The following is a 23,942-nucleotide window of genomic DNA, read 5'->3' as shown; positions in this document are numbered from 1 at the left end:
GCGCCCTCTGCCGACGCCCCGGCTCAGGCGGGCGGCAGTTCGCCGGAGCCGCGGGCGATGAGTGACGTCGGCAGTTCCACCCGCGCCGGCGCGTCGTCCGCGCCGTCCAGCCGGCGGAAGAGGTGCTCGGCCGCCGTCCGGCCCACGGCCGCGGCGTCCTGGGAGATGACCGTGATGCCCAGCAGGTCGGCGAGCTCGATGTCGTCGAAGCCGACCAGGGCGACCGGACGCTCCCGGTCCGCCAGCACACGTACCGCCGTGACCGTCACACGGTTGTTGCCGGCGAACAGGGCGGTGACGGGTTCGGGGCCGGAGAGCATCGCCTCGGCCGCCGCCCGGACCCGCGCGGGGTCGGTGGAGCCGAGGGAGACCCAGGAGTCCTGGACCGTGATCCCGGCGTCCACCATCGCGGCGTGATAGCCGCGCAACCGCTCGGTGGCGGTGTGGATACGGGGCTGGTCACCGATGAATCCGATCCGGCGGTGGCCGTGCGCGATCAGATGGGCGACACCCTCGCGGGCGCCGCCGAAGCTGTCGGAGAGGACGATGTCCGCGTCGATCCGGCCGGCGGGGCGGTCCACGAAGACGGTCGCGATGCCCGCCTTTATCTCCGGTTCCAGATAGCGGTGGTCGTCACCGGCCGGGATCACGATCAGGCCGTCCACCCGGCGGGCGCACAGCGCGAGCACGAGCTCCTGCTCGCGCTCCGGGTCCTCCGCGCTCGACCCGTTGATGAGCAGGGCTCCGTGCGCGCGGGCCACCTCTTCCACGGCGCGGCTCAGCGGCCCGTAGAAGGGGTCGGCGAGATCCTCGAGGACCAGGCCGATGGAGGCGGTGCGGCCCTTGCGGAGCACCCGCGCGCTGTCGTTGCGGCGGAAACCGAGCGCCTCGATCGCTTCCTGTACCCGGCGCTCGGTGTCGGGGGTGACTCCGGGCTCGCTGTTGACCACGCGGGAGACCGTCTTGAGGCCCACTCCGGCGCGGGCGGCGACATCCTTCATGGTCGGCCGGTTGCCGTAACGGGGCTCGTGATGACGGGCGGTCTCTGCCACGGTGCGCTGTCCTGTCGTCGGGTGCGGGGCTGTCCGGCGGGCCCGCAGTCGGTGCTGCGGAGCGGGCCGGAGGCTGTGGCGTCGAGCATAGGCCCTGGACAACGTTGTCAGCTGACTGGAGACTATGCAGACTATTTACTGAAGATGCAGGTCCCACCCCCTCACCCATCCGGAGCCCTCACCGATGCATACCGACCTCGTCGCCGCGCTCGACATCGGCGGCACCAAGATCGCCGGCGCCCTGGTGGACGGCACCGGCGCGCTTCTCGTACGGGCGCAGCGGCCGACGCCCGCCCGGGAGAGCGGCGAGACGGTGATGGGTGCGGTGGCGGATGTGCTGGCCGAGCTGACCGCCTCGCCGCTGTGGGGGCGGGCGACCGCCGTCGGCATCGGCAGCGCCGGCCCGGTGGATGCTTCGGCGGGCACGGTCAGCCCCGTCAACGTTCCCGGCTGGCGCGACTTCCCGCTGGTGGAGCGGGTAGGGAAGGCTGCCGGCGGACTGCCCGTCGAGCTGGTCGGCGACGGGGTTGCGATGACCGCTGCCGAGCACTGGCTGGGTGCGGCCCGCGGTTATGACAACGCGCTGTGCCTGGTCGTGTCGACCGGGGTGGGCGGCGGTCTGGTCCTCGGCGGCAAGCTTCACCCGGGCCCTACCGGCAATGCCGGCCACATCGGTCACATCAGTGTGGACCTGGACGGCGACCTGTGCCCGTGCGGTTCGCGCGGCTGCGTCGAGCGGATCGCCAGCGGACCCAACATTGCGCGACGCGCCCTGCACGGTGGCTGGCAGCCCGGCCCGGACGGCGACGCCACAGCCGCTGCCGTGGCCGCCGCCGCCCGGGCCGGACATCCGGTCGCCATCGCGTCGTTCGAGCGTGCCGCCCAGGCGCTGGCCGCCGGAATCGCCGCCACCGCCACGCTCGTCGAAATCGACATCGCCGTGATCGGCGGGGGAGTGGCGGGCGCGGGTGACGTCCTTTTCGCCCCGCTGCGCCGCGCCCTGCGCAGCTACGCCACGCTCTCCTTCGTGCAGCAGCTCACGGTGGCCCCTGCAGTGATGGGCACGGACGCCGGCCTGGTGGGCGCAGCGGCCGCCGCATCGTCGGTCAGGCCTGGTGAGGCGGCAGCCGCGGCGGCGCTCAGCGGCTGAACGCGGGCCGGCCGTCGGGCGGGTCCGGCTGCAGAATCGCGGGCCGTGACCGGCCTTGGGGACCATCGGTACAGCGGATACCGGTGAGAACGACCACGGCCGGGGGCGGATGCCGTCACCGTGCGCGGACCGGGGGCTGAGGAACTTCGGAACGAAAACCGGCGCTGGGCATCCGTCGGTCCAGGTGGGCAACTGCCGGAGCACGGCGGTCGGACGCCCGTGAAGTCTTCCCATGTTCTCCGGAGGACGCAGCCGGACTTCGTCTCATGGCTGTGACGATCGAGACGGTTGTCTATCCGTGGTCCGGACTCGGTCGGGCGGCGCCGTTCGAGGTTGTTTCCGGTTTGGTGTGGAGGACTTCGCGGGCCTGTTCGGCGGCGCGGGTGATGCTTTCGCTGATGAAGTCGAGGAAGCGGGCGATGTTCTCCAGGCGGGTGGCGGCGGGGGTGTGGGGGCCGAGGACGGCGACGCCTTGGCGTGCGGTTTCGACGAGCTGGTCGTTGGAACGGGCGCTGGCGATCGTCGCCTGGTAGAAGAGTTCGTCGTCGACGACGTAGCGGTCGCGGCGGCGTTCGTCGCGTTCTCGGCGGACGAGGCTCTGGCTCTCCAGGAAGGCGATCGCCTTGGAGATGGACGCCGGGCTGACCTGGAGGTGCTGGGCGAGTTGGGACGCGGTGAGGCTGCCCGCGTCGGTGGTGAACAGGCAGGTCAGCACCCGGGCCGCCATCTTGGTCAGGCCTGAAGCCATGAGGACGGTGGTGAACGTCTCCTCGTACTCGGCCACGGTCACGGCGTCGCGTCCGTGCGGCTGGGGGACCGACTCCGGCCCTCGCGAGGACGCGGGCCTGCGCCGGTGGGCGCGGCGTTCGGTGGCGCGATGGGCCAGATCGGCGCGGTAGGCGGTGGGGCCGCCGTTGCGCATCACCTCACGCGTGATCGTCGAGGTCGGACGGTCGAGGCGTCGGGCGATCTCGGCGTAGGGGAGGCTGTCGGCCAGCCCCAGTGCGATCTGCTGGCGTTCCTGCTGGGTGAGTCTGCCTCCCGGCATCGCGATATCTCCTCGGTGATCCTTCATGGCGGTCCTTGCCCCCCACTATAGCGTTCACACCTCATCCATTGCAATGATCAGTACAGTCGGCGTTGCGTTACTCTCGAGACCGTTGCAACAGTTTCTCGGCCTCCACCTGCATAGATGTCAATTCCGCGCAACGAGCATGTTGTCCGGCTATGGAAAGCAACGTAGCGTTTCCGGTGTCAGAAACAACGGGTCAAAGGAGAGCACGATGCAGAAGTTCGACACCCCCGCCCCGATCTCCGCCGTCCTGGACATCCCCGCCGGACGCATCCGGTTCATCGCCGCAGACCGCGCCGACACCACCGTCGAGGTCCTGCCCGTGGACGTCTCGAAGGGCCGCGACGTGAAGGCGGCGGAGCAGACCGAGGTCGCATACGGCGACGGTGTCCTGCGGATCGAGGCCTCGGCGAAGAACCAGTTCCTCGGCCCCTCCGGATCCGTCGAGGTGACCGTCCAGCTGCCCGCAGGCTCCCGCATCGAGGTGAAGGCGGCCGGCGCCGAGTTCCAGGGCATCGGACCGCTCGGCGACGTCGCCTTCGAGGGCGCGCAGGCCTCGGTCAGGATCGACGAGGCGGCGAGCGTCCGCCTCACTGTGCTCGACGGTGACGTCGAGGTCGGCCGGCTGGGCGGCCCCGCGGAGATCAGCACCGCAAGGGGCGACATCCGGATCAACGAGGCCGTGCGCGGCACGGTCGTGCTTCGCACCCGGTCCGGCGACATCTCGGTCGTCGCCGCCGCCGGGGTCTCGGCCGCCCTGGACGCCGGCACCGACTACGGCCGCGTCAACAACGCCCTCAAGAACGATGGCACCGCCGAACTCGACATCCGCGCCACCACGTCCCGCGGCGACATCACCGCCCGCAGCCTCTGAAGGAGCAGAACCAGGGGCAGCCGGCCGCGCCCACCGCGATCGAGATCCTGTCGGTCGTCGCCGAGGACGCGGCCGTCCGTCCCGAGGGGCCCGCGATCCACGTGCAGGTCCTGGAGAAGTCGTACGAGACCCCTGACGCGACCAGGTGGAACACATGACGAAGAACAGTATTTCCTCGGACAGTTCGCAGTGGACCGGCATGGTGCCGGTTGACGATTCGGCCCTGGCCGTCACCGACACCGGCGGTCCCGGTATCCCTGTGGTCTACCTCAATGGCCAGTTCGCCACTCAGGGGTACTGGCGGCGGGTCATCGCTGAACTGGGGACGGGGTGGCGGCACATCACCTACGACGAGCGGGCCCGCGGCAGGTCGAAGCGTTCGGCGGACTATTCCTTCGAGGCTGCCGTCCGGGACGTCGATGCCGTTCTCGCGGCCAGGGGTGTGGACCGGGCGCTGGTGGTGGGCTGGTCCTACGGGGCGGTCGTCGGGGCGCACTGGGCCGGCCGGAATCCGGAGCGTGCCTTGGGCGCGGTCCTGGTCGACGGCGCGTTCCCGTACGACTGGCTCGACGAGGCCATGGAGCAGCGGATCCGGAAGCTGTTCCGGCGGATGAGCTGGTTCCTGCCGCTGCTGCGCCCGACGGGCCTGGCCCCGCGGATGACCGCAGAACAGCAGGCGAGCAGCAACATCGAACTCGGCAGGCTCTCCCGCGAGCGCGAGCTGCGCCCCGTGCTGGACAGCATCACCGTTCCGGTGCGGTATGTGGTCGCTTCGGGGACGTCCTTCGGAAGCCGGGGTGACGAGCAGGAACGGATTCGCACCAGCCTCGATGCGGTGACCGCCCACAACCCGAACATCCAGATCGGCGCGAAGGTCGCCAGCAACCACGGTGCGCTCCTCAAGAAGGACTTCCCGGCCATCGCCGAGGCCGTACGCGAAGTCGCCGCCCTCGACCGCGGGGGGCGCTGAAGACGCGACCGGCGGACTGACGACAACTACACGTCCGCGCCACCATCGTCATCAATGTCCTGCTCGACCGCGTCCGGTTCGGGCCGGACCGTAACCAGCGTCCGGGCAGCCGTGACACCAGGTCCGTACGCTGTGCCCGCCCGGCACTCGTACCGGACCTGGCGCCCGTACCGGACCTCGCACCTGCGCCGGACCGGGCAGCTGCGCCGGACCTTCGCACCCGCGCCGGATCTGGCGCCAGGCCCGGACTCGGCGCCAGGTCCGGACGGGGTCCGGCCCGGCACCGGCCCGGGCGCAGCCGCCGACCCGACTCTCTACCCCGTTCTGCTCAGCACCCCATCCGCAGGTCCGCCCAGTCGGCGTGGTCGGAGTCGACCCCGTCCCCGCCGTCGGTGACCACCAGACGTACCACCTGCGCACCGCTCACATCCGCAGTGATCGGCTGCGCGGCCATCACATTGGTCAGCACCCCGGTCGACGCCACCTTCGTGTCGTCCGCCCAGATCTCGAACGCCACGGTGCCCTTGACGCCCTTCTCGTCGTCGACGCCGACCTGCGCGGTCACGGCACTGCACGCGCCGGCCGCGTAGAACTCGACGGCGCTCTGCGCGTGCACCCCGAGCCCCTTGTCGAAGACCGTGCCGCCGATGGTCAGCGGATTGCCGTCGCCCGCGTCGCTCTCACCGTTGCTGGTGTCCTTCTCGACCGGTCCCCAGCCGTTGGAGGCGGAGAGCTGCGGCAGATCGCTGAGGTAGCTGCTGCCTGCCGGTGGCGCCACCACCACATGGGCCTGGAACGGGACCGAGGACCGGACACGCGTCCCGGCCGGTGAGCGGTACTGCGCCGAGAGCGTCAGATCGTACGAACCGGTGGCCGTGCCCGCGGGTGGCGTCACCTGCCAGCGCGTGGTCAGCGCCTTGCCGGTCGGCACGGTCGCGGATCCGGTCGGCGACAGCGGCTTGATCTGCCAGCCGGACGGGCCGGTGAGCGCCGCGGAGACCCTCTTGGCGGGCGTACGGCCCAGGTCGGTGACCGTCGTCGTCAGCGGCGCGGTGCGGCCTGCTTCCACCAACGGGCTTCCGTTCAGGCCCAGTTCCACGGCGGGCGGGTGGGCGGCCCACTTGCGGTCGGCGGCGACGCGCAGCAGGACCGTGCCGTGTGCCGGGACGGTTGCCGAGATGGCGCCTGCCGTGTTGTACGTCGCGTGGTCCCACAGGTCGCGCATCGTGTACGCGGCGGCCTGCGGCAGCCCCGCCGCCTTCGCGGTCGTCGAGATGTGCTGAGCGCTCCCGGACTCGTTGAAGAGCGCCACGACCCGGCTGCCGTCCTGCATCTCCTTGGCGACGACCCACCGTCCGTCGGTGGAGGAGAGCACGGTGCCCTGCTTGCCCAGCGGGTCCTGATCGACGGCGATGACCTCCCGGTTGGAGAGGATCTCGAAGGTCTCCGGTGTCGCCTTGCGCAGATCGGAGCCGATCAGCAGCGGCGCCGCCATCACGGACCACATGGAGAAGTGGGTGCGGTACTCGGTGTCCGTCATTCCGCCGTTGCCGACTTCGAGCATGTCGGGGTCGTTCCAGTGCCCCGGTCCCGCAGCGGAGGCGAGCGGCAGGTTCTGCTTCATGATCGACAGCATGCTGCCCCAACTGTCACTGATGTCGCCCGTCGTGCGCCAGAGATTGCCGACGTCGGCGGCCCACTCCCAGGGCTTGTTCTCGCCCCACTCGCAGATGCTGTAGACGATGGGACGGCCGGTGGCCTCCAGCGCGTCACGCATGGTCGTGTAGCGCAACTTCGCATCGACGCCCTGGTTGTTGCAGTTGTCGTACTTGAGATAGTCGACGCCCCAGTCCGCGAACTGCTGCGCATCGCTGTACTCATGGCCCAGCGCACCCGGCAGGCCGACGCTGTCGCACGTCTTGGTGCCGGCGCTGGTGTAGATGCCGAGCTTGAGCCCCTTGGAGTGGACATAGTCCGCGACGGCCTTGATGCCGTTCGGGAAGCGCACCGGGTCGGCCTCCAGCTTGCCGTCCGCGTCGCGCTGCGGCTTCGCCCAGCAGTCGTCGAGGTTGACGTACTGGTAGCCGGCGTCCTTGAGGCCCTTCTCGACGAAGATGTCGGCGATGCCCTTGACCATCGACTCGTTGAACTCGGCCCGGCAGTGGGTCGAGTTCCAGTTGTTGAACCCCATCGGCGGGGTGAGAGCGAGACCGTTGCCGGACTGCGGGGCGGCCGCCGTGGCAGTGGCCGGAGCCGGTGAGTCCGCCACGGCGGGAGCGGTTGCTCCTGCCGTACAGAGCAGCCCGGCCGTCAGCGCTCCGATGACTCTTCCATGGCTTGTGCGGGTTGTACGGGTTGGAAGATGACGCATCGTTACGTTCCTCCATACTCGTGCCGGATCGGATGACGTCATGTGCACGTCAGTGACGCGCGATTACGTTAGGGCGTGTTGAAGTCTGTTGGAAGGGGAGCCGTAACGGTTGTTCGGTATCTCGTCAAAACCCTTGACGACACCTTGGCTTGAGGGTGAGATCCAAGCGCACGTTCGGTTGTGTTGGGTTGGCATCCCGGAGGAGGGGGTCATGGCGCACTCTTCGTACGACAGTTCAGACGTGCCGGGCAGTGTGGCAGGACATCGGATGTCCCGGCGAAGTCTGTTGCGGGGTGCGGCAGTCGGTGCGGGCGCGATCACGCTGCCTTCGCTGCTCACCGCATGCGGCAGTGGCCCCGGTGGTGACGGCAAGACGATCCACCTGGGGTCGAATTCGTCCGACCCCATTCCGAAGAAGGCGTTCGCCGATGCGTTCAAGGCGTACGAGGCGCAGTCCGGTGGCCGCAAGATCGCGGTGAACACCGTCGACCACAACACCTTCCAGGAGAACATCAACAAGTACCTGCAGGGCAATCCGGACGATGTCTTCATGTGGTTCGCCGGCTACCGGATGCAGTTCTTCGCCAAGAAGGGTCTGCTGTACGACATCAGCGACAACTGGCAGCACTACGAGGGCTTCTCGGAAGCGCTGAAGGCCCAGTCCACCGGTGAGGACGGCAAGCAGTACCTCACGCCGTACTACTACTACCCGTGGGCCGTCTTCCACCGTAAGAGCCTCTTCGCCGACCGTGGCTACCAGGCGCCCAAGACGCTCGACGAGTACGTGGCGCTCGCCAAGCAGATGAAGAAGGACAAGCTCGACCCCATCGCGTTCTGCGACAAGGACGGCTGGCCCGCGATGGGCACCTTCGACTACATCAACATGCGGACCAACGGCTACGAGTTCCACAAGAGCCTGATGGCCGGCGAGGCAGCCTGGACGGACAAGCGGGTCAAGGAGGTCTTCGACACCTGGCGACGGCTCCTCCCGTACTGCCAGCAGGGCGCCAACGGCCGCACCTGGCAGGAGGCCGCGACCAGCCTGCAGAAGAAGGAAGCCGGCATGGCGGTCTTCGGCCTGCCGCACCCCGGTGCCCAGTTCCCGAAGGGTGAGCAGGAGGACATCGACTTCTTCCCGTTCCCGGTCATCAACCCGGAACACGGCCAGGACGCGGTCGAGGCCCCCATCGACGGCTTCCTGCTGGCGAAGAAGTCCAAGAACCTCAAGAACAAGAAGAACGTGGAGAGCGCCAAGGACCTCCTGAAGTGGCTGGCCACCGGCAAGGCCGAGGACATCTACCTCAAGAGTGACCCCAACAACATCGCGGTCAACGACCAGGCTGACATCTCCCAGTACTCGGCGCTGCAGAAGAAGGCCGTGGAGCTCGTCTCCGGCGCGAAGCAGATCTCGCAGTTCCTGGACCGCGACACCCGGCCGGACTTCGCCTCGACCGTCATGATCCCGGCCATCCAGCAGTTCATCAGCAACCCGAACGATGTGGACGGTCTGGTCAACGGCATCGAGCGGCAGAAGAAGACCATCTTCGCCTCCGACTGAACCTGGAGTACCGACCGTGTCGTTCCTCTCGGGGCGGCGAACCGAACGACGGGGCCCGCGGCGATTCTCCGGCCGCGACCTCGTCGTCATCGGTCTGCTGCTCGGCATACCGGTCCTGCTCGACATCGCCGTCGTGTGGGGCCCGACCCTCGCCTCCGTCGTGCTCTCCTTCACCAGCTGGGACGGCATCGGTGACATCAAGTGGGTCGGTACGCAGAACTACGCGAACCTCTTCACCAACTACCCGCAGTTCTGGCCCGCCGCCCGGCACAACCTGCTCTGGCTGGCCTTCCTCGGCCTCGTCGCCGCGCCGTTCGGACTGTTCCTCGCCGTACTCATCGACCGGGGCGTGCGGTTCAGCCGCTTCTACCAGTCGACGCTGTACATGCCGGTCGTGCTGTCGCTCGCCGTGGTCGGCTTCATCGCGCAGCTCATCTTCTCCCGCGACCAGGGCGCCCTCAACGCGATCATCGGGGACACCAAGTCGCCGACCGACTGGCTCGGGGACCCGGACCTGAACATCTGGATGGTCCTGCTCGCCGCGGCCTGGCGGCACACCGGCTATGTGATGATCCTCTACCTCGCCGGGCTCAAGGCCGTCGACACCTCGCTGAAAGAAGCCGCCGCCATCGACGGGGCGAGCGAGGCCCAGACCTTCTTCCGCATCGTCTTTCCCACACTGCGGCCGGTCAACGTCATCGTCGGCGTCATCACCGTCATCGAGTCCTTGCGCGCCTTCGACATCGTGTACGCCGTCAATCACGGCCGCAACGGACTCGAACTGCTCTCGGTGCTCGTCACCGACAACATCATCGGCGAGGCCAGCCGGGTCGGCTTCGGCTCCGCCATCGCCGTCGTCCTGCTGACCGTCTCCCTCGGATTCGTCGTGACGTACCTGGTCCAGGAGCTCCGAGGGGAGAAGAACCGATGACCGTCGACACCGCCCCCGCCCGCCCCGCCGCACAGCCCGCGCCTTCGGCACCCGCAGTCGGGCGCCGCAGAATCCGCCCCGGCCGGCTCGGGGTGCACGCCTTCCTGATGGCGGTCTCGCTCGCGTTCCTCGCCCCGCTGCTGCTCGCGGTGTACGCCTCGCTGCGGCCGTACGAAGAAACCTCCGAGTACGGCTACTTCTCGCTGCCGAAGCATCTCTCGTTCGACTACTACCGGCAGGCGTTCACCGACTCGGGGATGACGAAGTACTTCGTCAACACGATGATCATCGCCGTCCCCGGGGTACTCGTCACGCTCTTCCTCGCCTCGTTCGTGGCCTTCGCGCTGGCCCGGCTGAAAATGCGCGGCGGGCTCGTCCTGCTGATGCTCTTCACGGCCGGGAACCTGCTGCCGCAGCAGGTGATCGTGACACCGCTGTACGTGGTGTTCAACCGCATCCCCCTGCCGTACTGGATGTCCGACTCGATGACGATGTACGACTCCTACTGGGCCGTCGTCGTCGTGCAGATCGGCTTCCAGATCGGCTTCTGCGTCTTCGTCCTCGCCAACTTCATGCGCACACTCCCGCAGGAGATCCTCGAGGCCGCCATCGTCGACGGCGCGGGCGTCTGGACGCAGTACTGGCGGATCACCCTGCCGCTGTGCCGCCCGGCTCTCGCCGCGCTCGGCACACTTCAGTTCACCTGGATGTACAACGACTTCCTCTGGGCACTCGTCTTCGTCTCCGACGGCGACAAGCTCCCCATCACCTCGGCCCTCAACAACCTTCGCGGGCAGTTTTTCACGGACTACAACCTCCTGGCCGCGGGCTCGGTGATCGTCGCCCTGCCGACGCTCGTGGTCTTCCTGCTGCTCCAGCGCCACTTCATCGCGGGGCTGACGCTGGGGTCGAGCAAAGGGTAGAGCTCCCGTGCCCGTCTCTGATGATCTGTCACAAGCCACTGTGGGCGGTGCTGTTGGATCACGACCTACTATGATCGCCTGCCCATGGACGTGAACGCAGCGAACGAGATGATTGCGGTCCCGCCGGGGCGCGTGACGTTGTCGGATCGGCGGACGCAGCGGAGCTGGTCGGTCGATCTTGCGCCCTATCGGCTGGCTGCGTTCCCGACCACGCAGGCGCAGTATGCACAGATCACCGGTGGACGGCCGAGCAGTGGGCAGGGCGAACGGTTGCCCGTCGAGGGCGTTACGTGGTGGGACGCGGTCCGGTTCTGCAACGCCCTGTCCCGACGCGAGGGGCTGGCCCCCGCCTATCGCCTCCATGCCGACGACGAGGGCATCGAGTGGGACACATCTGCTGACGGATACCGGCTGCCGACCGAAGCCGAGTGGGAGCACGCCTGTCGTGCCGGTACGGCCGACGCGCGGTACGGGCGGCTCGACGAGATCGCCTGGTATCGCGGCAACTCGCACGAGCGGATTCACGACGTGGGCGGCAAGCAGCCCAACGCGTGGGGCCTGCACGACATGCTGGGCAACGTCTGGGAGTGGTGCTGGGACATCTACGATGCCGAGGTCTACGGCACCTATCGGGTGCTGCGTGGCGGTGGGTGGTTCGACGAGCACTGGAGCTGCCGGGCCTCGGTGCGGCGCCGGAGCCACCCGACCTTCCAGGTCGACGACGTGGGATTCCGCATCGCGCGTTCCGTCTTCTCCGAACTTTGAGAGCGACGTCGCCTGCGACATGAACTCCCGCTGCCCGCTGCGCACGGACCGCCGGGGGCTCCCCGCGGCATCCGACCGAGCCCGCTGACTCGGCGACTCCCACGGGCCGGATCAATGCCCCCGGTCCGCCGACTGCTGCGGTACGACCACCAGGAACGCGTCCTCCTCCAGGTCCATCACGACCTCGGCCGCCATGCCCTCGACGCGGCGTGCTGCCGCGAACTCCTCCGCAGGCCAGCTGCCCCGCGGACCGCCCGCCGGGAACCGCTCCAGTACTGTGCGCCGCACGGTGTACCCCCTTGCCCTCGACGGCTCCAACGACCTCCCGCCGTCGTCGTTACGGCCGGGCGGACGTCCGGACTCGTACAGTGGGACGCCCGTCGACGGCTTCCAGCGGCCCCGTTCGTGCAACAGGATCGCCACGGTCGGGTTTTCGCGGCAGGGTGTTGCGGGCAAGCCACAGGGGGCTACGGAAGAGGGGGAACCGTGATCGTCTGGGTCAACGGTGCGTTCAGCGCGGGCAAGACGAGCGCCGCGCGCGAACTGATCGATCTGATCCCGAACAGTACTTTCTACGACCCCGAACTGATCGGCGGGGCGCTGCGGAACCTGCTGCCCCAGAAGAGGCTGGCCGAGGTGACCGACTACCAGGATCTGCCGATCTGGCGGCGGATGGTGGTGGACACCGCGGCGGCTCTGCTCGCCGAGCTGCCGGGGGTGCTCGTGGTGCCGATGACGCTGCTGCGGCAGGAGTACCGCGACGAGATATTCGGAGGGCTCGCCTCCAGACGCATTCCGGTGCGTCATGTGCTGCTCTCACCTGAGGAAACGATCCTGCGGCAGCGGATCGCCGGTCGTGAGGAAGTACCGGACGACCCGGAAGCGAGCGAACGCGTACGGCAGTGGGCCTACGAGCACATCGAGCCCTACCGGGCGGCCCTCGACTGGATCACCGCGGACGCCCACACCATCGACACCAGCACACTGACCCCGCAGGAGACGGCCGAGCGCATCGCCGAGGCCGTACGCACCGGCGCGGCCGGCGCGTGCGAGATCGTACAGACGCCAGAGCCGACCGCCGAGACGCTCGCCGCCGGGGTGCTGCTCTTCGACGAACACGACCGGGTCCTGCTCGTCGACCCCACGTACAAGCCGGGCTGGGAGTTCCCCGGCGGAGTGGTGGAGCCAGGCGAGGCACCGGCCCAGGCCGGGATACGGGAAGTGGCCGAGGAAATCGGGATACGGCTCGATCGGATACCGAAACTGCTGGTCGTCGACTGGGAGCCGCCGAACCCGCCCGGGTACGGAGGACTGCGGCTGCTCTTCGACGGCGGCCTGCTGAGCCGCGAGGAAGCCGACCGGCTGCGGCTGCCCGGCTCCGAACTGCGCGGCTGGCGGTTCGTCACCGAGGCGGAGGCCGCGACGATGCTGCCGCCCGTCCGGTACGAACGGCTTCGCTGGGCCCTGCGGGCCCGCGAGCGGTCAACCGTGCTCAACCTGGAAGCCGGAGTCCCGGTCGGCTGACGCCCGCAGCACCGCCGCCGCGTCGACGGTCAGCGGATCGCCGTGCCCGAAGCAGACGGTGGACGGTGCCAGCGCGGCCAGCCGCCGGAACGAGGCCAGGGCCTCGGCCCGGTCGGTGTTGAAGACACCCAGCATCACCCGGCCCACCCCGGCCACACAGTCGCCCGTGAACAGCACACCGTGGTGCGGCAGATGGACCGCGAGGGAGCCGGGCGTGTGGCCGGGGGAGTGGACCACGCGGGCCCTGCCGCCGAAGACGAGCTCCTCGCCGTCGGCCACCTCACGGTCGACCCGGGTCGGCGGGGCCGCGGGCACGGTCAGCGCATGCTCGTACAGGGGCCGTTCCCAGTCGAGCAGTACCGGATCGGGGATCCGCTCCGCACCGCGGATCGCCGGGGCGTCGAGGTGGTGGGCCAGGATCTCGGCCCCGTACCGGTCGGCAAGCTCCTGAGCCGCGCCGTAGTGGTCGCGATGCCCGTGCGCGATGACGATCCGGCCGATCCCGGCCGGATCCAGGCCGAGACCGCGCACCGCGTCCTCGATGGCAGGCGCCGCGTTGATGTCGCCCGCGTCGATCAGGGTCAGCTCCGCACCGTCGCGCCAGAGATACGCCTGGCCGACGGGGAAGCGGAACATATGCAGTTGGGGGAGCACCTCTACGAGATCCATGCCGCGAACGTACGCAACCGCGGCCGCCCGCCGGGCGGATCTACGCGCTGGGCGAGCTTCGCCCAGCGCGAACCGGACCGCCGGGGGCGCTGCGGCGACGCTCGCCTCGCAGAAGGCGGCGAACCTCCTGGCTCGTCGCGGCGCAGCACCCGGGCCCGCGCGTACGCCGCCGAGGAGGTGCTCCCACCGGTGCCGGGCCGGCGGGAGCAACGCGGGATCAGGCCCGCTTGGACTCCGCGTAGTTCTGCAGGAACAGCGCCTCGGCGACCGACAGCCGCTCCAGCTCCTCGGGCGACACGCTCTCGTTCACCGCGTGGATCTGGGCCTCCGGCTCGCTCAGGCCGATCAGCAGGATCTCCGCCTCCGGGTAGAGCGTCGCGAGAGTGTTGCAGAGCGGGATCGAGCCGCCCATGCCGGACGACTGCATCTTCTCGCCGGGGTAGGCGGTCTCCATGGCCTGCGCCATCGAGGTGTACGCCGGGCTGGAGATGTCCGCGCGGAACGGCTGGCCCTGGCCAACCTGCTCGACGGCCACCCGTGCACCCCACGGGGCATGCGCCTTCAGATGGGCGGTCAGCAGCTGCGTCGCCTCGGCGGCGTCCTGGCCCGGCGGCACCCGCAGGCTGACCTGCGCCCGCGCCGTCGCCTGCAGAGACGGCGTCGCGCCGACCACGGGCGGGCAGTCGATGCCGATGACGGTGACGGCCGGTCGGGCCCAGATGCGGTCGGCGACCGTATCCGTCCCGATCAGCTCCACACCTTCCAGCACCTTCGCGTCGGTGCGGAACTCGGCCTCCGGGTACTGCAGTCCCTCCCAGTCGGCGTCCGTGGCGAGCCCGTCGACGGTCGTGGTGCCGTCCTCGGCGCGCAGCGACGCCAACAAGTGGATCATCGCGGCCAGTGCGTCGGGCGCTGCGCCGCCGAACTGTCCGGAGTGCAGGTTGCCTTCGAGGGTGTCGAGGGTGACGCGGAGCATCGTCATCCCGCGCAGCGTCGCGGTGACCGTCGGCAGACCGACCCGGAAGTTGCCCGTGTCGCCGATGACGATGGTGTCCGCGGCCAGCAGATCGGGGTGCGCCTCCGCGTACCGCTCCAGACCGCCGGTGCCCTGCTCCTCCGAGCCTTCGGCGATCACCTTGACGGAAACCGGGACGCCGCCGTTCGCCTTGAGCGCGCGCAGGGCGAGGAGGTGCATGACGAAGCCGCCCTTGCAGTCCGCCGCGCCGCGGCCGAACCAGCGGCCGTCGCGCTCCGTCAGCTCGAACGGCGGGGAGAGCCAGGCGCACTCGTCGAGCGGCGGCTGCACGTCGTAGTGCGCGTAGAGCAGCACGGTCGGGGCGCCGGCCGGACCCGGCAGGAAGCCGTAGACCGACTGGGTGCCGTCGGGGGTGTCGAGCAGGGCGACGTCCTGGAAGTCCTCGGCGCGAAGCGCGTCGGCGACCCAGTTGGCGGCCGCCTCGCATTCGCTCTTCGGGAACTGCGCGGGATCCGCCACCGACTGGAAGGCCACCAGCTCGGCCAGCTCCGCCTTGGCGCGGGGCATCAGCGAGGCGACAGTCTCGGAAATCGGATGGGCGGTCATGGGCACGCTCCTCGTGGGTGCGACGTTATGTGTACGAATCCGTCTGCACGAACGCCGTGGGTGCGGCGTTGCATGTATGGCGAACGCACGGTCGATCCTCCCACAGCGGGGGACGGCCGCAACGCGCCGTAGGATGCCGTGAGCAGTGTGGACCACTGGTCGGGATCGGGAGCAGAAGCACATCGTGAGCAGCGAGAACGCAGACGCCGGACGTGAGCTGGAAGAGTCGTCCGTGTGGGACGTCGTCGTAGTCGGCGCCGGACCGGCCGGAGCCTCCGCGGCATACGCGGCGGCGGTTGCCGGCCGGCGGGTATTGCTGCTGGAGAAGGCGGAACTGCCCCGGTACAAGACCTGCGGCGGCGGCATCATCGGGTATTCGCGTGATGCGCTGCCGCCCGGGTTCGAACTGCCGTTGCAGGACCGGATCCACGCGGTGACGTTCTCGCTCAACGGCAGGCTGGCACGGACGCGCCGTTCCAAGCGGATGCTCTTCGGGCTCATCAACCGGCCCGAGTTCGACGCGGGCCTGGTCGAGGAGGCGCAGAAGGCGGGCGCCGAACTCCGGACCGGAGTGACGGTGACACGGGTCGAGCAGCACGGCGCCGCGGTCCCGGACCGGCGCACGGTCGCCGTGGTGCTGTCCGGCGGCGAGACCGTCCTCGCTCGTGCAGTCGTCGGCGCCGACGGCAGCGCGGGACGCATAGGAGCCCATGTCGGGGTGAAGCTCGACCAGGTGGACCTCGGCCTGGAGTCGGAGATCCCGGTCCCGGCCACGGTCGCGGAGGACTGGGCGGGGCGGGTGCTGATCGACTGGGGCCCGATGCCCGGTAGTTACGGCTGGGTGTTCCCGAAGGGCGACACCCTGACCGTCGGTGTGATCTCGGCGCGCGGTGATGGCGCGGGGACCAAGCGGTATCTCGAGGACTTCATCGCCCGGCTCGGCCTCGCCGGTTTCGAGCCGAAGATTTCCTCCGGCCATCTCACGCGCTGCCGCAGCGACGATTCGCCGCTGTCGCGCGGGCGGGTGCTCGTCTGCGGCGACGCGGCGGGCCTGCTGGAACCGTGGACCCGTGAAGGCATCTCGTTCGCGCTGCGTTCGGGGCGGCTCGCCGGTGAGTGGGCGGTCCGGATCGCGGAGTCGCACGACGCGGTGGACGCCCGCCGCCAGGCGCTCAACTACGCGTTCGCCATCAAGGCCGGACTGGGTGTCGAGATGGGTGTCGGCAGGCGCATGCTGAAGCTCTTCGAGCGCCGCCCGGGCATACTGCACGCGGTGCTGACCGGATTCCGCCCGGCCTGGAAGGCGTTCGCCGGGATCACCCGCGGGACGACTTCGCTGGCCGAGCTGGTCCGTACGCATCCGCTGGCACAGCGGGCACTGTCGGCGATGGACCGCTAAGGCCTCTCGTCTGGGTCATGCTGGGCTCGGGGGGTCCGGCACGCACATCTGCGGCGTTGTCGTCGGTCTTCGCCCAGTTCTCGGCTTCGCTCGAGCAGGGGAGACCTCATTCGCTCCGCGTGGGCACTTTCCTCCGCCTTGCGGCTGCGCGCACCACGGTGACATCAGCCGCTCCGCGGCGAGCCCTATCTGATCCAGCCTGACCCGAGCGAAAGACCCTGGACGGACCAGGGGAAGGTTCCGCACCACCGGCGGGCCGAATGCCCGCGGAGTCCGGCGAAGCCGGAAGGTTCGGAAAGGCGGACCGGCAGGTACGTGGCGGCCGGGACGGGCTGGAAGGTCCTCAGCGGTGGGCCGGAGGGACGGCGCAGGGCGCGGCCGGCCCGGTCCCGGGCCGGATGCAGGTACTCCGGTCCGTCAGGCCTCGATCGTTACCCGGAAGATCGGGTGGTCGGGGGCGATGCGGCGCAGCTCCTCGACGGACGAGTCCGGGCCGATGCCGCCGAAGAAGACGCCGACCTCCGCCTTCCACCGCTTGAGGTACGCGCGCAGCAGTTCGGGCTTCTCGTCGTCGGGAACCTCGGTGGCGGTGAAGACGTCGACCTTCTTGCCCAGATGGAGCTCGCCGCCCCCGGCCGCGCGCATGTTGTGCGTCCACTGGACGTGGCCACGGGGCGCGACGAGGTACTGCAGGCCGTCCACGGTCAGGAGGTTGACCGGGGTGCGGCGCCACTCGCCGCTCTTGCGGCCGCGGACCGCCAGGACCCGCGAGCCCCAGACGCTGATGCCGCGTCGGGTGATCCAGGCGACGGTGCGGTTGAAGACGTTGACGGTGAACCAGCCGGGCTTCTGAACGTGCACGGACATCGAGATTCCCCTTCGGAAAGTGTGAGCGCTGCTCTCGCTTGAGATCAGTGTGCACGGGCTTACTGCTCAAATGCAAGAGCATTGCTCTCGTTATTGGTCGGTGCTCCAGGTTCATGGCAGACTGATCACCATGAGCGCCATCCGAGGAGCCAGGGAACGGGCCCGTATCGAAGTCACCGCCGCCATCAAGGACGAGGCGAGGAAGCAGCTCGCGGCCGACGGCGCCGCAAGACTTTCGCTGCGCGCCGTCGCCCGTGAACTGGGCATGGTCTCGTCCGCGCTCTACCGCTACTTCCCCAGCCGCGACGAGCTGCTCACGGCCTTGATCGTGGATGCGTACGACGCGGTGGGAGAGGCCGCCGAAGCCGCCGACCGGGCATCCTGCGCAGGACCGTCCGCCCCGGCCCGCCACCTCGCCCGCTGGACCGCGGTCGCCTGTGCGGTACGCGAATGGGCCCTCGCCCACCCCCATGAGTACGGTCTGATCTACGGCTCGCCGGTGCCCGGTTACACCGCGCCCCAGGCGACGATCGGCCCCGCCTCCCGCGTCGGCCTCGTCCTCATCGCGATCGTCGGCGACGCCCACCGCACGGACGGTCTCGCGCTGCCGCCGCTCGCCGCCGAGCTGCGTTCCGAGGCCGAACGGATGGCGGCCGACCTCGCTCCCGACCTCCCCCCGGCGGTGGTCCCCCCGCTCGTGGCCGCGTGGTCGCAGCTCTTCGGGCTGATCTCCTTCGAGATCTTCGGGCAGTTCAACCGCGTCGTCGAGGCACGGGAGGCCTTCTTCCGGCAGGCCGTCGGTGAACTGGCGCGTCACGTCGGACTGCTCGGCGACCGGGGCGGCCGCAAGATGGGCACCGGCACCTGAGCCCGCCGCGGCCCCTTGCTCCCGCCCCCGCTCGTACGCCGCGCCGGCGGCGTACTCCGCTGGGAGTATCCGTGATCACCACGCCCGGCTGACGCCGCTGCCGTGGCCCTCCGTCTAGCGTTGCCGGTATGGAAGAGCAGCGCTCACACGGAAGCGGCGGTCCCCCTCGGGTGCAGGGCGGACCGCCGCAGCGGCGGTCCTGGATGCACGCGGGCCCCGGCGGACCGTGGGAGCACGGCGGGTCACCGCGCTGGCTGACAGCGAGGAGCGCGCGGTCCGCCGCCCGCCTGCCGTGGCCGTCCACCCTCCTGCTCGGCGCGATCGTCATGATCGGCTCGTCCGTCGCGGCCCGGGGCCAGCTCGGCGAGCGCGCCCCGTTGGACCTCTTCGCCCGGGCGCTGCTCTTCATCGCTGTCGCCGTACTGCTGCTGCGCCACCGCCACCCCGTCCTGACGGTGTTCGTCTCCGCTGCCGCGGCCATGATCTACCTCGGGGCCGGTTATCCGTACGGTCCGGTCTTCCTGGCCGTCGCCGTCGGATGCTTCAGCGCCGTTGTCGCGGGGCACCGGCGGGCCGCCTGGTCGGCGGTGGGGATGGTGTGGGTGGGGCATCTGCTGGTGGCCCACTGGCTCTACCGCTGGCTGCCGCCGAGCGGCGACTCGGCCGCACCATGGGGGCAGGAACTGGGCGTCGCCGCCTGGGTGGTGGCGATCGTCGCGGCAGCGGAGTTCGTGCGCGTACGCCGTGAGCAGTGGGCAGCACAGCGGGCCGAACGGGACGCTGCGGAGAAACGGCGGGCCGACGAGGAGCGGCTGCGCATGGCCCGGGAGCTCCATGACGTGCTCGCCCACAGCATCTCCGTCATCAATGTGCAGGCGGGCGTCGGACTCGCGCTGCTCGACTCCGACCCCGAGCAGGCGCGTACGGCCCTCACCACGATCAAGGCAGCCAGCAAGGAGGCGCTCGGCGAGGTCCGTCAGGTCCTCGACACGCTCCGTACCCCCGGCGACGCGCCCCGGGCCCCGGCCCCCGGCCTCGACCGGCTGCCCGAGCTGGTCGATCAGGCGGCGAGTGCCGGACTTACCGTCACGGTGGAGACGGACGGTGTACGGAACGCCGTCCCGCCCGGTGCGGATCTGGCGGCCTTCCGGATCGTGCAGGAGGCGCTGACGAATGTGGTGCGGCATTCGGGCTCGCGCGGCGCGCGGGTCCGGATCGGTTACGGGGCCGGCCGCATCCGGCTCCGTGTCGACGACGACGGACCCGCCACCGGCAGTGACGCCGGGGGCAGCGGCAACGGGCTGGCCGGCATGCGGGAGCGGGCCGCCGCGCTGGGCGGCTCGATCGAAGCGGGGCCCCGGCCCGACGGCGGCTTCCGGGTACAGGCCGAGCTTCCGCTGCGCCCGGCGTCACCGGAAGGCACCGCCCTGGACGCGACGGGGGGCCCCGCGCAGGAAACGACACGGAACGCGACGGGGGACACTGTGCAGGACACGACGGAGGAGACACCGTGATCCGCGTACTGCTCGCCGATGACCAGCTGTTGGTTCGGGCCGGTTTCCGCGCCCTGCTGGACGCCCAGCCGGACATCGAGGTGGCGGGGGAGGCCGCCGACGGCGAGGAGGCCGTACGTCTGGTGCGCGAACTGCGGCCGGACACCGTGCTGATGGACATCCGGATGCCGCATCTCGACGGCCTCGCCGCCACCCGCAGGATCACCGGGGATCCGGAGCTCGACGACGTCAAGGTGGTCATGCTCACCACCTTCGAGCTCGACGAGTACGTCTTCGAGGCGATCCGCTCCGGCGCCTCCGGCTTCCTGGTCAAGGACACCGAACCCGAGGAGCTGCTGCGGGCGGTACGCGCCGTGGTGGGCGGCGACGCCCTGCTCTCGCCCGGAGTGACCCGACGGCTGATCGCCGAGTTCGCGGCCCGCTCCAAGGAGCCTGCGGCCGCGACGGGACTGAGCGAACTCACCGAACGGGAACGGGAAGTGATGGCGCTGGTCGGCATCGGTCTCTCCAACGAGGAGATCGCCCGCCGACTCGTCGTCAGCCCGCTCACCGCCAAGACCCATGTCAGTCGCACCATGGTGAAGCTCGGTGCCCGCGATCGGGCCCAACTCGTGGTGCTCGCCTATGAGTCGGGGCTCGTACGCCCCGGTTGGCTCGGCTGAGACGGGGCCTGCGGGCCGTGCGTGGCGGCCGGACGCCGACTGCCCCGGCGGGGAAAGCCCCACAGCACATCGACGAGGCGGGCGACGAAGACGACGGCTGCGACGACGGCCCCGATCCGGTCCAGTAGATGTTCGGCCGTACGGGGCAGATCGAGGTACACGGTGGGCGCGGCGACCGCGACGAACGCGGCCGCGGCCAGAAAGGCAGCGCTCACCAGGGCGAAACCGATCTCGACGGTCACGGCGTCCCGGTCTTCCTGACTTCGGCGTCCCATGTCCGAAGTGTCACAGGGGCGGTGGGCGACCGACAGGGATGCCTCGCCGTCCACCGCCCCGTTCCCCCTCGCCGGTCAGCCATGGGGGCAGTGCCGGGTCGGTCAGTCCCGGACCGCCACCTTCTGTGCAGCCGACTGCCGGGCGGCCGATGCCTCGGCGGCGGCCCGGTCGCCCTCGGACGACGCGACCAGCACGGAGTGCTGCACGGGCCTGCGGCGACGCAGCCCGGTCAGCGTGATCAGCAGCCCGGCGAACGCGATCGCCGTCACCACCACGAGGCCCGGCCGATAGCTGTCGAGGACCGCCTGCGAGGAGCCGTCGCCGCTGCCGTGCGCGGTGATCACCGCCGTCACGACGGCCAGGAAGATCGCCCCGCCGACCTGGATCGAGGTGTTCAGCAGGCCCGACACCATGCCCTGCTCGTCGTCGTCGACCCCGTTGGTGGCCTGGATGTTGAGCGACGGGAAGGTCAGTGCGCAGGCCGCGCCCAGCAGCAGCATCGAGGGAAGGATGACCGCCGCGTACGACGGGGTGAGGGTGATCCGCAGGAAGAGCCCGTAGCCGACGACAAGGAAGGTGAAGCCGGCCGCGATCACACGCGGCGTCCCGAACCGGTCGACCACATCACCGATCTTCGTCGACGACAGCGCGACCAGCACCCCCGCGGGCAGGAACGCCAGCGCCGTCTGCAGGGCCGACCAGCCGAGCAGCGACTGCATGTACTGGGTGACCAGGAACTGGAAGCCGACGTAACTGCCGAAGAACGCAGCGGCGCCCAGCTGCGCCCTGACCTGGCTGCCGGAGCGCAGCACGCCGAGCCGGATCAGCGGGTTCGCGGTGCGTCGCTCGATGGTGACGAAGACGGTCAGCAGTACGGCGACGGCGAGGAACGACAGCAGGGTCCGGGCGGAGGTCCAGCCGGCCTCCGGGGCCTGGACGACGGTGAACACCAGCAGCAGCATGGAGGCCGTGCCGGTGACGGCGCCCGGCAGGTCGTAACCCCGATGGTTGTCCTCGCGGTCGCTGTGCGGGATCAGCCTCAGCCCCGCCACCAGGGCGATCAGCGCGATGGGGGCGGGCAGCAGCATGGTCCAGCGCCAGGACAGCTGGGTGAGCAGACCGGACAGCACCAGGCCCATGGAGAAGCCGGTGGCCGCGCACGTGGTGTAGATGGACAGCGCGCGGTTGCGCTGCGGGCCTTCCTTGAACGTCGTGGTGATGATCGAGAGCCCGGCCGGTGCGGTGAACGCGGCGCTCAGCCCCTTGATGAAGCGGCTGGCGATCAGCAGCGGCCCGGAGTCGACGAATCCGCCGAGCAGCGAGGCGAGGGCGAAGACGCCGAGCGCGATCAGGAAGACCTGGCGCCTGCCGAGCAGGTCGGCCGCGCGGCCGCCGAGGAGCAGCAGTCCGCCGTAGCCGAGGATGTATCCGCTGACGATCCACTGCAGGGTCGAGGTGGTCAGGTCGAGGTCGTCGGCGATGGACGGCAGAGCGACGCCGACCATGGAGACGTCCAGCGCGTCCAGGAACATCGCGGCGCAGAGCACGAGCAGGGTGCCCCACAGGCGCGGGCTCCAACGCGCATGGGGATCGGAGACGTTGAGCGGAGAGGTCATGACCACGAAGGTACATGCATACGCATTGAATGCAAGTGCATTTAATTCCGATGCAACAAACGGCTCCATCTCTGCTAACGTGCGGTCATGGCAGCGAACAAACCCGAGCGGGTGCTCGTCGAGGAGTGGCGGGACATCCTTGCGCTGCATGCCAGGACGTTGTGCGAGCTCGATCGTGAGCTGCACCGGCACGGCCTCGGCGCCAGCGACTTCGAGGTGCTCGACGTCCTCGCGGAGGGCGCGGCGGAGGACGGCGGTGCCGCCTATCGAGTACAGGAGCTGGCCTCCCGGGTCCATCTCAGCCAGAGTGCGCTGTCACGCCTGGTCGCACGGCTGGAGAAGGACGACCTCGTGTGTCGCGGGATGTGCAGCGAGGACCGGCGCGGAGTCCGGGTCGAGCTGACGGCGAAGGGCAGGGCGCGTCATGCCGAGGTCAAGCCGCTGCAGCGGTCGGTGCTCGCCCGGATGCTGGACGGCGCGACCGGCTGAGTGCGGTACCGGCCTCGGCAGGGTCCCTCGTTCCCGTAGGTCCGTCAGGACCAGGTGACCCCGGAGTTATCGCACCACAGGCGGGCCAGTCCCCGGTCGCCCGTCACCGTGACCGCGGTGAGCGGCAGCCTGTTCCAGAGCGTCAGATAGAGCCCCTCGGCCGTCCCGCTCAATTCGCAGTCGCCGGACCCCGCTCGGTGTACGTCGGCCTCCGATTCGCGTACGGCCTGCGGCGGCTCCGACGAGAGCCGTACCGTCCATGCGTCGCCCGTGTCCGTGGCGCGTACCCGCAGCGTGCGTGGTGCATCGGTGCGCACCCTGCTCTTCGGGCGGGCGTGGAACCCGCGCAGCAGCTCGTCGATCCCGTCCAGCGCCTGACCGGCCGCCACGCCCGAGAGCGGGCCGCCACGCGCGGACTCGGCGTCCACCCGGTGAATCGTCGTCTCGTGGGCCTGCCGCCGTGCCCAGAACGCCAGCGGGGAGGTTGCGGGCAGAAAGGTCCAGCACTCCAGGTCGGCCGAGGCACTCTCCAGCGCGTTCACCAGCAGGCTGTGCCCCTCGCGGAACCATTCGAGCAACTCCCCGCCGTCCAGCTGGGGTTCGCCCCCGTCGGGGTGGTACGAGGTGTGCCCCTCGGCGACGTACGCGGTCGCCCAGCGGTGCACCATGCCGGTGTGCCGGAGCAGATTGCGCATCTGCCAGCCCGGGCAGGTCGGCACCGAAGCGCCGGGCCCGGCCTGCTCCGCCGCGGCGGACAGCAAGTGTCCTGCGTCCATGAGGGACTTGACGTGGTCCGTGGTCTCCATGACG

General features: G+C 69.8%; 23 protein-coding genes. 13 read left to right on the top strand and 10 right to left on the bottom strand.

Going from position 1 to position 23,942, the window contains the following annotated elements; genetic code table 11:
• Positions 1–23: 23 nt before the first annotated feature.
• A complete protein-coding gene (locus ACIA8E_RS25495) occupies positions 24–1,052 on the bottom strand; it encodes a LacI family DNA-binding transcriptional regulator (protein ID WP_030975253.1) in 1,029 nt (342 codons plus the stop codon).
• Between the two features lie 184 nt (positions 1,053–1,236).
• Here ACIA8E_RS25495 and ACIA8E_RS25490 point away from each other — a divergent pair, with 184 nt between their 5' ends.
• Complete coding sequence (locus ACIA8E_RS25490; protein ID WP_399301633.1) at positions 1,237–2,202, top strand: ROK family protein; 966 nt, start codon at positions 1,237–1,239, stop codon at positions 2,200–2,202.
• A 292-nt stretch (positions 2,203–2,494) separates the two neighbouring features.
• On the opposite strand, the gene ACIA8E_RS25485 is transcribed toward ACIA8E_RS25490, so the two are convergent.
• Positions 2,495–3,250, bottom strand: a complete 756-nt coding sequence (locus tag ACIA8E_RS25485) for a helix-turn-helix domain-containing protein (RefSeq protein ID WP_399301632.1) — start codon at positions 3,248–3,250, stop codon at positions 2,495–2,497.
• 235 nt (positions 3,251–3,485) lie between these two features.
• Between ACIA8E_RS25485 and ACIA8E_RS25480 the strand changes: the two genes are divergently transcribed.
• Entirely contained in the window at positions 3,486–4,148 is a 663-nt protein-coding gene (locus ACIA8E_RS25480) for a DUF4097 family beta strand repeat-containing protein (RefSeq protein WP_399301631.1), read from the top strand.
• A 154-nt stretch (positions 4,149–4,302) separates the two neighbouring features.
• Complete coding sequence (locus ACIA8E_RS25475; RefSeq protein WP_399301630.1) at positions 4,303–5,118, top strand: alpha/beta fold hydrolase; 816 nt, start codon at positions 4,303–4,305, stop codon at positions 5,116–5,118.
• A gap of 328 nt (positions 5,119–5,446) precedes the next feature.
• Here the strand turns inward: ACIA8E_RS25475 and ACIA8E_RS25470 are convergent, their stop codons facing one another.
• The gene (locus tag ACIA8E_RS25470; protein WP_399301629.1) at positions 5,447–7,489 is read right to left on the bottom strand and encodes an NPCBM/NEW2 domain-containing protein; all 2,043 of its coding nucleotides are present in this window, start codon (positions 7,487–7,489) and stop codon (positions 5,447–5,449) included.
• 268 nt (positions 7,490–7,757) lie between these two features.
• On the opposite strand from ACIA8E_RS25470, the gene ACIA8E_RS25465 reads away from it, so the two are divergent.
• The 4 genes from ACIA8E_RS25465 to ACIA8E_RS25450 all read left to right on the top strand — a co-directional run bounded on the left by ACIA8E_RS25465 (position 7,758) and on the right by ACIA8E_RS25450 (position 11,666).
• Positions 7,758–9,047, top strand: a complete 1,290-nt coding sequence (locus tag ACIA8E_RS25465) for an ABC transporter substrate-binding protein (protein ID WP_399301628.1) — start codon at positions 7,758–7,760, stop codon at positions 9,045–9,047.
• Positions 9,048–9,063: 16 nt separating this feature from the next.
• The gene (locus ACIA8E_RS25460) at positions 9,064–9,978 is read left to right on the top strand and encodes a carbohydrate ABC transporter permease (protein ID WP_399301627.1); all 915 of its coding nucleotides are present in this window, start codon (positions 9,064–9,066) and stop codon (positions 9,976–9,978) included.
• The gene (locus ACIA8E_RS25455) at positions 9,975–10,901 is read left to right on the top strand and encodes a carbohydrate ABC transporter permease (RefSeq protein WP_399301626.1); all 927 of its coding nucleotides are present in this window, start codon (positions 9,975–9,977) and stop codon (positions 10,899–10,901) included. Before ACIA8E_RS25460 ends, ACIA8E_RS25455 begins: the two co-directional genes overlap by 4 nt.
• An 84-nt stretch (positions 10,902–10,985) precedes the next feature.
• The gene (locus ACIA8E_RS25450) at positions 10,986–11,666 is read left to right on the top strand and encodes a formylglycine-generating enzyme family protein (RefSeq protein ID WP_399301625.1); all 681 of its coding nucleotides are present in this window, start codon (positions 10,986–10,988) and stop codon (positions 11,664–11,666) included.
• 111 nt (positions 11,667–11,777) lie between these two features.
• On the opposite strand, the gene ACIA8E_RS25445 is transcribed toward ACIA8E_RS25450, so the two are convergent.
• The gene (locus ACIA8E_RS25445; RefSeq protein WP_107063570.1) at positions 11,778–11,954 is read right to left on the bottom strand and encodes a hypothetical protein; all 177 of its coding nucleotides are present in this window, start codon (positions 11,952–11,954) and stop codon (positions 11,778–11,780) included.
• 198 nt (positions 11,955–12,152) lie between these two features.
• Here ACIA8E_RS25445 and ACIA8E_RS25440 point away from each other — a divergent pair, with 198 nt between their 5' ends.
• Positions 12,153–13,190 (top strand): NUDIX domain-containing protein, encoded by a 1,038-nt coding sequence (locus tag ACIA8E_RS25440; protein WP_399301624.1) that lies wholly within the window; start codon positions 12,153–12,155, stop codon positions 13,188–13,190.
• On the opposite strand, the gene ACIA8E_RS25435 is transcribed toward ACIA8E_RS25440, so the two are convergent.
• Both ACIA8E_RS25435 and ACIA8E_RS25430 read right to left on the bottom strand, forming a co-directional pair.
• The gene (locus tag ACIA8E_RS25435; RefSeq protein ID WP_399301623.1) at positions 13,149–13,859 is read right to left on the bottom strand and encodes an MBL fold metallo-hydrolase; all 711 of its coding nucleotides are present in this window, start codon (positions 13,857–13,859) and stop codon (positions 13,149–13,151) included. The genes ACIA8E_RS25440 and ACIA8E_RS25435 overlap by 42 nt on opposite strands.
• 217 nt (positions 13,860–14,076) lie before the next feature.
• Positions 14,077–15,441, bottom strand: a complete 1,365-nt coding sequence (locus ACIA8E_RS25430) for a dipeptidase (protein ID WP_399301622.1) — start codon at positions 15,439–15,441, stop codon at positions 14,077–14,079.
• A 184-nt stretch (positions 15,442–15,625) separates the two neighbouring features.
• Between ACIA8E_RS25430 and ACIA8E_RS25425 the strand changes: the two genes are divergently transcribed.
• Positions 15,626–16,840: a geranylgeranyl reductase family protein gene (locus ACIA8E_RS25425; RefSeq protein ID WP_030920920.1), complete on the top strand. Its 1,215-nt coding sequence runs from the start codon at positions 15,626–15,628 to the stop codon at positions 16,838–16,840.
• 417 nt (positions 16,841–17,257) lie between these two features.
• Here the strand turns inward: ACIA8E_RS25425 and ACIA8E_RS25420 are convergent, their stop codons facing one another.
• Positions 17,258–17,707 (bottom strand): nitroreductase family deazaflavin-dependent oxidoreductase, encoded by a 450-nt coding sequence (locus tag ACIA8E_RS25420; protein WP_399301621.1) that lies wholly within the window; start codon positions 17,705–17,707, stop codon positions 17,258–17,260.
• A 130-nt stretch (positions 17,708–17,837) separates the two neighbouring features.
• On the opposite strand from ACIA8E_RS25420, the gene ACIA8E_RS25415 reads away from it, so the two are divergent.
• The 3 genes from ACIA8E_RS25415 (at position 17,838) to ACIA8E_RS25405 (ending at position 20,751) form a co-directional block, all read left to right on the top strand.
• Positions 17,838–18,575, top strand: a complete 738-nt coding sequence (locus ACIA8E_RS25415; protein ID WP_399301620.1) for a TetR/AcrR family transcriptional regulator — start codon at positions 17,838–17,840, stop codon at positions 18,573–18,575.
• A gap of 128 nt (positions 18,576–18,703) precedes the next feature.
• A complete protein-coding gene (locus ACIA8E_RS25410; protein ID WP_399301619.1) occupies positions 18,704–20,089 on the top strand; it encodes a sensor histidine kinase in 1,386 nt (461 codons plus the stop codon).
• Positions 20,086–20,751, top strand: coding sequence for a response regulator (locus tag ACIA8E_RS25405; RefSeq protein WP_399301618.1), 666 nt, complete (start codon positions 20,086–20,088; stop codon positions 20,749–20,751). Before ACIA8E_RS25410 ends, ACIA8E_RS25405 begins: the two co-directional genes overlap by 4 nt.
• Here ACIA8E_RS25405 and ACIA8E_RS25400 read toward each other — a convergent pair.
• Both ACIA8E_RS25400 and ACIA8E_RS25395 read right to left on the bottom strand, forming a co-directional pair.
• Complete coding sequence (locus ACIA8E_RS25400; protein ID WP_399301617.1) at positions 20,712–21,026, bottom strand: DUF6332 family protein; 315 nt, start codon at positions 21,024–21,026, stop codon at positions 20,712–20,714. The genes ACIA8E_RS25405 and ACIA8E_RS25400 overlap by 40 nt on opposite strands.
• Positions 21,027–21,128: 102 nt before the next feature.
• Positions 21,129–22,643 carry an MFS transporter gene (locus ACIA8E_RS25395; RefSeq protein ID WP_399301616.1) on the bottom strand — a complete coding sequence of 505 codons (1,515 nt, stop codon included), beginning with the start codon at positions 22,641–22,643 and terminating at the stop codon, positions 21,129–21,131.
• Between the two features lie 87 nt (positions 22,644–22,730).
• On the opposite strand from ACIA8E_RS25395, the gene ACIA8E_RS25390 reads away from it, so the two are divergent.
• Entirely contained in the window at positions 22,731–23,132 is a 402-nt protein-coding gene (locus ACIA8E_RS25390) for a MarR family winged helix-turn-helix transcriptional regulator (protein WP_030975065.1), read from the top strand.
• Positions 23,133–23,176: 44 nt separating this feature from the next.
• Here the strand turns inward: ACIA8E_RS25390 and ACIA8E_RS25385 are convergent, their stop codons facing one another.
• The gene (locus tag ACIA8E_RS25385; RefSeq protein WP_399301615.1) at positions 23,177–23,938 is read right to left on the bottom strand and encodes a maleylpyruvate isomerase family mycothiol-dependent enzyme; all 762 of its coding nucleotides are present in this window, start codon (positions 23,936–23,938) and stop codon (positions 23,177–23,179) included.
• Positions 23,939–23,942 lie beyond the last annotated feature (4 nt).

Source organism: Streptomyces sp. NPDC051664 (assembly GCF_044453545.1).
GTDB lineage: Bacteria > Actinomycetota > Actinomycetes > Streptomycetales > Streptomycetaceae > Streptomyces.
The sequence above is the reverse complement of the archived record's forward strand: the minus strand, read 5'-3'. Positions and strand labels throughout refer to the sequence as shown.

Bases quoted from the DNA above. Each gene is read 5' to 3' on its own strand.
- ACIA8E_RS25490 (WP_399301633.1), top strand. From the start codon at position 1,237: ATGCATACCGACCTCGTCGCCGCGCTCGACATCGGCGGCACCAAGATC.
- ACIA8E_RS25485 (WP_399301632.1), bottom strand. From the start codon at position 3,250: ATGCCGGGAGGCAGACTCACCCAGCAGGAACGCCAGCAGATCGCACTG.
- ACIA8E_RS25480 (WP_399301631.1), top strand. From the start codon at position 3,486: ATGCAGAAGTTCGACACCCCCGCCCCGATCTCCGCCGTCCTGGACATC.
- ACIA8E_RS25475 (WP_399301630.1), top strand. From the start codon at position 4,303: ATGACGAAGAACAGTATTTCCTCGGACAGTTCGCAGTGGACCGGCATG.
- ACIA8E_RS25470 (WP_399301629.1), bottom strand. From the start codon at position 7,489: ATGCGTCATCTTCCAACCCGTACAACCCGCACAAGCCATGGAAGAGTC.
- ACIA8E_RS25465 (WP_399301628.1), top strand. From the start codon at position 7,758: ATGTCCCGGCGAAGTCTGTTGCGGGGTGCGGCAGTCGGTGCGGGCGCG.
- ACIA8E_RS25455 (WP_399301626.1), top strand. From the start codon at position 9,975: ATGACCGTCGACACCGCCCCCGCCCGCCCCGCCGCACAGCCCGCGCCT.
- ACIA8E_RS25450 (WP_399301625.1), top strand. From the start codon at position 10,986: ATGGACGTGAACGCAGCGAACGAGATGATTGCGGTCCCGCCGGGGCGC.
- ACIA8E_RS25435 (WP_399301623.1), bottom strand. From the start codon at position 13,859: ATGGATCTCGTAGAGGTGCTCCCCCAACTGCATATGTTCCGCTTCCCC.
- ACIA8E_RS25430 (WP_399301622.1), bottom strand. From the start codon at position 15,441: ATGACCGCCCATCCGATTTCCGAGACTGTCGCCTCGCTGATGCCCCGC.
- ACIA8E_RS25420 (WP_399301621.1), bottom strand. From the start codon at position 17,707: ATGTCCGTGCACGTTCAGAAGCCCGGCTGGTTCACCGTCAACGTCTTC.
- ACIA8E_RS25415 (WP_399301620.1), top strand. From the start codon at position 17,838: ATGAGCGCCATCCGAGGAGCCAGGGAACGGGCCCGTATCGAAGTCACC.
- ACIA8E_RS25410 (WP_399301619.1), top strand. From the start codon at position 18,704: ATGGAAGAGCAGCGCTCACACGGAAGCGGCGGTCCCCCTCGGGTGCAG.
- ACIA8E_RS25400 (WP_399301617.1), bottom strand. From the start codon at position 21,026: ATGGGACGCCGAAGTCAGGAAGACCGGGACGCCGTGACCGTCGAGATC.
- ACIA8E_RS25395 (WP_399301616.1), bottom strand. From the start codon at position 22,643: ATGACCTCTCCGCTCAACGTCTCCGATCCCCATGCGCGTTGGAGCCCG.
- ACIA8E_RS25390 (WP_030975065.1), top strand. From the start codon at position 22,731: ATGGCAGCGAACAAACCCGAGCGGGTGCTCGTCGAGGAGTGGCGGGAC.
- ACIA8E_RS25385 (WP_399301615.1), bottom strand. From the start codon at position 23,938: ATGGAGACCACGGACCACGTCAAGTCCCTCATGGACGCAGGACACTTG.